Source organism: Flectobacillus sp., assembly GCF_049240685.1.
In the GTDB taxonomy this organism is placed as follows: Bacteria; Bacteroidota; Bacteroidia; order Cytophagales; family Spirosomataceae; genus Flectobacillus.
Window position 1 is genome coordinate 1 of record NZ_JBMLSD010000297.1, and the last position, 5063, is coordinate 5063.

The 5063-nt window shown below is 36.7% G+C and carries 3 protein-coding genes and 1 pseudogene; 3 read left to right on the forward strand and 1 reads right to left on the reverse strand.

What is annotated here, in order from left to right:
* A pseudogene (locus ACOVQ4_RS13440) lies at positions 1–561 on the forward strand (long-chain fatty acid--CoA ligase); the annotation flags it as partial.
* A 173-nt stretch (positions 562–734) separates the two neighbouring features.
* On the opposite strand, the gene thrC reads toward ACOVQ4_RS13440, so the two are convergent.
* Complete coding sequence (gene thrC, locus ACOVQ4_RS13445) at positions 735–2045, reverse strand: threonine synthase (RefSeq protein WP_421821147.1); 1311 nt, start codon at positions 2043–2045, stop codon at positions 735–737.
* A gap of 218 nt (positions 2046–2263) precedes the next feature.
* Between thrC and ACOVQ4_RS13450 the strand changes: the two genes are divergently transcribed.
* Both ACOVQ4_RS13450 and pruA read left to right on the forward strand, forming a co-directional pair.
* Complete coding sequence (locus ACOVQ4_RS13450) at positions 2264–3193, forward strand: helix-hairpin-helix domain-containing protein (protein WP_421821148.1); 930 nt, start codon at positions 2264–2266, stop codon at positions 3191–3193.
* Positions 3194–3286: 93 nt separating this feature from the next.
* Entirely contained in the window at positions 3287–4915 is a 1629-nt protein-coding gene (gene pruA / locus ACOVQ4_RS13455; protein WP_421821149.1) for an L-glutamate gamma-semialdehyde dehydrogenase, read from the forward strand.
* Positions 4916–5063 lie beyond the last annotated feature (148 nt).

The following is a 5063-nucleotide window of genomic DNA, read 5'->3' on the forward strand; positions in this document are numbered from 1 at the left end:
GAAATTTTGGTGAAAGGACCAAGTATCATGAAAGGCTATTATAACAAGCCCGAACTAACTAATGAAGTAATCGACTCGGACGGCTGGTTTCATACGGGCGATATTGGTGAGTTTGCAGAAGGTCGTTATTTAAAAATTACGGATCGTAAAAAGGAAATCTTCAAGACATCTGGTGGTAAATATGTCGCTCCTCAGTTATTGGAGAATAAACTCAAAGAATCTATTTTGATCGAACAAGCAATTGTTGTAGGAGAAGGGGAAAAATTTCCTTCGGCATTGTTAGTTCCTGAATTTGGTGCCTTGAAAGAATGGTGTAATCGTCATGATATTCCTTGTACTACAAATGAAGAAATGATAGCGCATGCCAAAGTCCAAGAAAAATTAGATGAGGAGGTGAAATTCCTCATGAAGAATGTAGCTAAATATGAGCAAGTAAAAAAGGTTAGACTGTTACCTAAACTATTCTCAATCGATAGTGGCGAACTAACTCCAACACTGAAGCTTAGACGAAAAATTATTCATTCGAAGTATCAACAAGAAATATTATCGATGTACGAATAAACCCGATGAATTCCTATTTTGTTGAATGAAGGATTGTGTCTATACGGTTTTCGTCTTAGGCCAAGAAAATTTAGCATGGCGATAACAAAAAAGCGGTCGAAAATTGTTTTTCGACCGCTTTTTTAATGAAATACTAAGAACCATACTATTCTCAAACTAGAGAAGACCTATAATTATGTTAGTTGCAATAAATAATTTTTAAAATCACTGAACTTCGTACTCATCTGAATAGCTACTTTTTCTTTAGATAACAAAGCTGAAAGACGTTCAGGAACTGGCACGGTCGTTCCTAATGTGCCTTCTACGACATCCAAAAACTTGGCATAATGAGCTGTTGATAATAAAACCCCTGTTACTTCTTCCTCTAAGTCTTTCATGTATGAGCTCAAACCACGATAAGCAACCGCCGTATGAGGACACATGATATATCCCGTTTTATCATATACTTCCTTCATAGTAGCTCGTGTTTCATCGTCATTACTAAAATCACCAGCAATATGTTTAACTACTTCTTCATAAGCGTCTCCAGCCAACAATTGCATACGGATAAAGTTAGAAGGATTCCCTACATCCATAGCATTCGAAATGGTTTCTTGTGAAGGACGAGGCTCATAAATTCCACTCGCTAAGTAATTGGGTACAATGTTGTTGATATTCGTAGCCGCAACAAACATTTTTACAGGTAATCCCATTCGCTGCGCAATAAGACCCGCAGATAGATTACCAAAATTGCCACTTGGCACACAAAATACCACAGGTTTATCCACACCTGCTTTTTTCAATTGTGCATAAGCATTGAAATAATAAAATGACTGAGGAATCAATCGGCCTATATTAATGGAGTTTGCTGAGGCCAGATTGTATTTTGCTGAAAGCTCTTTATCCAAGAAGGCTTGCTTAACCAAGCTTTGACAGTCATCAAATGTGCCATCTACCTCCAAAGCCGTAACATTTCCTCCCAGAGTTGTCAATTGCTTTTCTTGAATATCTGATACTTTTCCTGTAGGATACAAAATCGTAACTTTAATCCCTGGCGTATTATAAAATCCTTGTGCTACAGCTCCTCCTGTATCGCCAGAAGTTGCCACAAGAATATGAATATCTTGATGAGATTTTTGTAAGAAATAGGACATTAACGCAGCCATAAATCTAGCGCCGAAATCTTTGAATGCCATAGACGGTCCATGGAACAATTCAAGCACATATTTATTAGGTTCAATGCTAACTAACGGAGCATCAAAGTTGATTGAACGTTCGATAATGCCTCGCAAATCATTTTCTGGTACATCCTCACCCAACAAAGCCTTCGCTACTTCAAATGCTATTTCCGAAATACTTAAGTCACCAATCGTATCAAAGAAGCTTTGGGGCAATGTAGGTATTTCATAAGGCATGTACAAGCCATTATCAGGAGGAAGTCCCCTAAATACGGCCTCTTCCAACGATACATCAGGGCTTGCATGCTTGGTACTATAAAGTATCATATTCTCGTTTTTTGGTTAAATCGTTGCTAACTTCTTTACTTACAGAGTGCTTTTTGAGAAGTTAGCAATTCAAATTGATGGACAATTTATGGTACAAAATTATTTTAAACATTATATAATTCAGCATATTGTTATTAGAAAGTCATGAATAAACTTCAAAATATCTATTCAATTGTGTAACTTTCTATTAAATCTTCACCTAAAACACGTTCTGCCTTATGAAAAAGCAATGGATACAATGGATTCAGTATGCCTTTGGGTACACACGCACCGAAGCAAAGGGTTTTATAGTTCTCTTGATATTATTAGTCACTTATCTTTCTATTCATGTATACGTCTGGCTCTCTCCAAGTAAACCTTCTATGGCCTTTACTCAAAATCAACTCAATCAAAATCCAGCATTAGTATCATTAATTGAAACTAACGAAAACCCTTCAAACCGTTTTAAAAGTTTCGAAAAAAAAGACGAGGAGGCTCATTCAAGAGTGTCTATTCGCCTTAGGCCATTTGACCCCAATATCGCAAGTGTTGAAGAATTAGAAGAACTAGGTGTACCCAATTGGCTAGCCAAAAGAATAGACCGTTTTAAAAGTAAAGGAGGAAAGTTTTTCAAGAAAGAAGATTTACTCAAAATTTATGATTTTCCTGAACCTCTCTATCAAAAACTAATTCCGTTTATTACAATATCAGCTCTTCAAAACGATAAATTTTCCAAACGTTCATTCATTCATCAAGAAGAAAAACAAAAAACACTTACAAAATTTGATTTGAATTCGGTAGATACCTCAAGATTGATACAATTAAAAGGAGTTGGAAGCAAATTGGCCGCTCGTATCGTCAAGTACCGAGATATACTTGGCAATTTTGTAAGCACTACCCAAATACGAGAAGTATATGGTTTGGACTCTCTAGTTGTAGAAGAAATTCTCAAATATGGATATATCAATAACCCTCAAGTACGGAAAATTAATATTAATGAATCTTCATTCGAACAAATGAGGCATCCTTACCTAAAACCATACATAGCAAAAGCGATTGTTAACTTCCGAAATCAGCATGGTAAATTTCAGTCTATTCAAGATTTAAAAGCCATTAAACTTCTTACGCCAGAGATAATCCAAAAACTAGAACCTTATTTATCGTTCTAACCTTATTTCTTTATAAATACTTAGTTATCGTAGGGTTGGTGGAACCAAAACAACTCCGTAACTTTGAATTGTGTAATCTAAATACTTCATCAAATGTCCATAGGATTTTTTAATGTACCAACACCCAAGAACGAACCTATATTGGGATATGCTCCTAATAGCAAAGAAAGAGTTTCTTTGAAAGCAAAGCTTGCCGAAATGAAATCTCAAGTAATCGAGGTTCCTATGTTTATCGGTTCAGAAGAATTGAAAGAAGGAAACAAACTTCCTTTAACAAGTCCGCATGACCACCAACATATTTTGGGATACTATTATGAAGGCGACGCTTCTCATGTCAACAAGGCAATCGATTCTGCCTTGGCAGCTCGTGAAAAATGGGCCAATATGTCTTGGGAACATCGTGTGTCAATTTTCTTGAAAGCGGCCGACTTGTCTGCTTCAAAATATCGTATGGAGCTAAATGCAGCTACGATGTTAGGACAATCAAAAAATGCTTTTCAAGCAGAAATTGATTCGGCTTGTGAGTGGATCGACTTCTTGAGATTTAACGCTCATTTTGCTACTCAAATTTATGCACAACAGCCAGAATCTTCAGAGTACGTTTGGAACAGATCTGAATACAGACCTCTTGAGGGTTTTGTTTTTGCCGTAACTCCATTCAACTTTACGGCTATTGCAGGAAACCTTCCAGCTTCGGCAGCCCTGATGGGTAACGTTGTCGTATGGAAGCCATCTCCAACTCAGATTTATTCTGCCTATGTTTTGATGAAAATCTTAAAAGAAGCAGGCCTTCCAGATGGTGTTATCAACCTTATATATACAGATGGACCTTTGACAGGAGACATCGCTTTCCGCCATCCTGAGTTTGCAGGTGTTCACTTTACTGGTTCTACTAAAGTATTCCAACATATTTGGAAAACAATTGGAGAAAATATCCATATATATAAATCGTATCCAAGAATTGTAGGTGAAACAGGTGGAAAAGACTTTGTTGTTGCCCATTCTTCTGCAGATCCGAAAGCACTAGCGGTTGGTTTGTTGAGAGGAGCATTCGAGTTCCAAGGACAAAAATGTTCTGCGGCTTCTCGTGCCTATATTCCAAAATCATTATGGGAATCTACTTGGGAGTATTTCTCAAAAGATTTAGCTGAATTGAAAATGGGTAGTGTAGAGGATTTCTCAAACTTTATAACGGCAGTCATTGATGAGAAAGCTTTCGATAAAATTACCTCTTATATAGAGCTCGCTAAAAATAGTGATACCGCTAAAGTAATTGCAGGTGGAAGCTATGATAAGTCAAAAGGTTATTTTATTCAACCAACAGTTATCCTGACTGAAGATCCTAAGTTTACCACTATGACTGAAGAAATCTTCGGACCTGTTCTTACGATTTATTTATATGAAGACGAACAGTTTGAGGAAACATTGCATTTAGTAGATACCACCTCTCCTTATGCCTTGACTGGTGCCATCTTCTCTCAAGATCGTTATGCCATCGAGTTAGCTACCAAAAAGCTTACAAATGCTGCGGGTAATTTCTATATTAACGATAAGCCAACAGGTGCGGTAGTGGGGCAACAACCATTTGGTGGAGGTCGCGCTTCTGGTACTAATGATAAGGCAGGTTCTTCATTAAACTTATTACGTTGGGTTTCTCCAAGAACAATCAAGGAAAACTTTGTATCACCAACAGATTATAAGTACCCATTCTTGGCAGAATAAGGATATTCGGAAATATTTTAAATCAAATCCTCATCTTTTCAACAAGGTGAGGATTTTTTATTTTGTATTATTGGTAGTTCTTTTTGTAACTAAAGTAGTCATGTTTAGATTGATTCATTTGAGTGTTTTATACTAGGAAAAAAACTTT

What these genes read in the sequence shown, in the direction of transcription:
- thrC (WP_421821147.1), bottom strand. Translation starts at nt 2,045, where the DNA reads ATGATACTTTATAGTACCAAGCATGCAAGCCCTGATGTATCGTTGGAA.
- ACOVQ4_RS13450 (WP_421821148.1), top strand. Translation starts at nt 2,264, where the DNA reads ATGAAAAAGCAATGGATACAATGGATTCAGTATGCCTTTGGGTACACA.
- pruA (WP_421821149.1), top strand. Translation starts at nt 3,287, where the DNA reads ATGTCCATAGGATTTTTTAATGTACCAACACCCAAGAACGAACCTATA.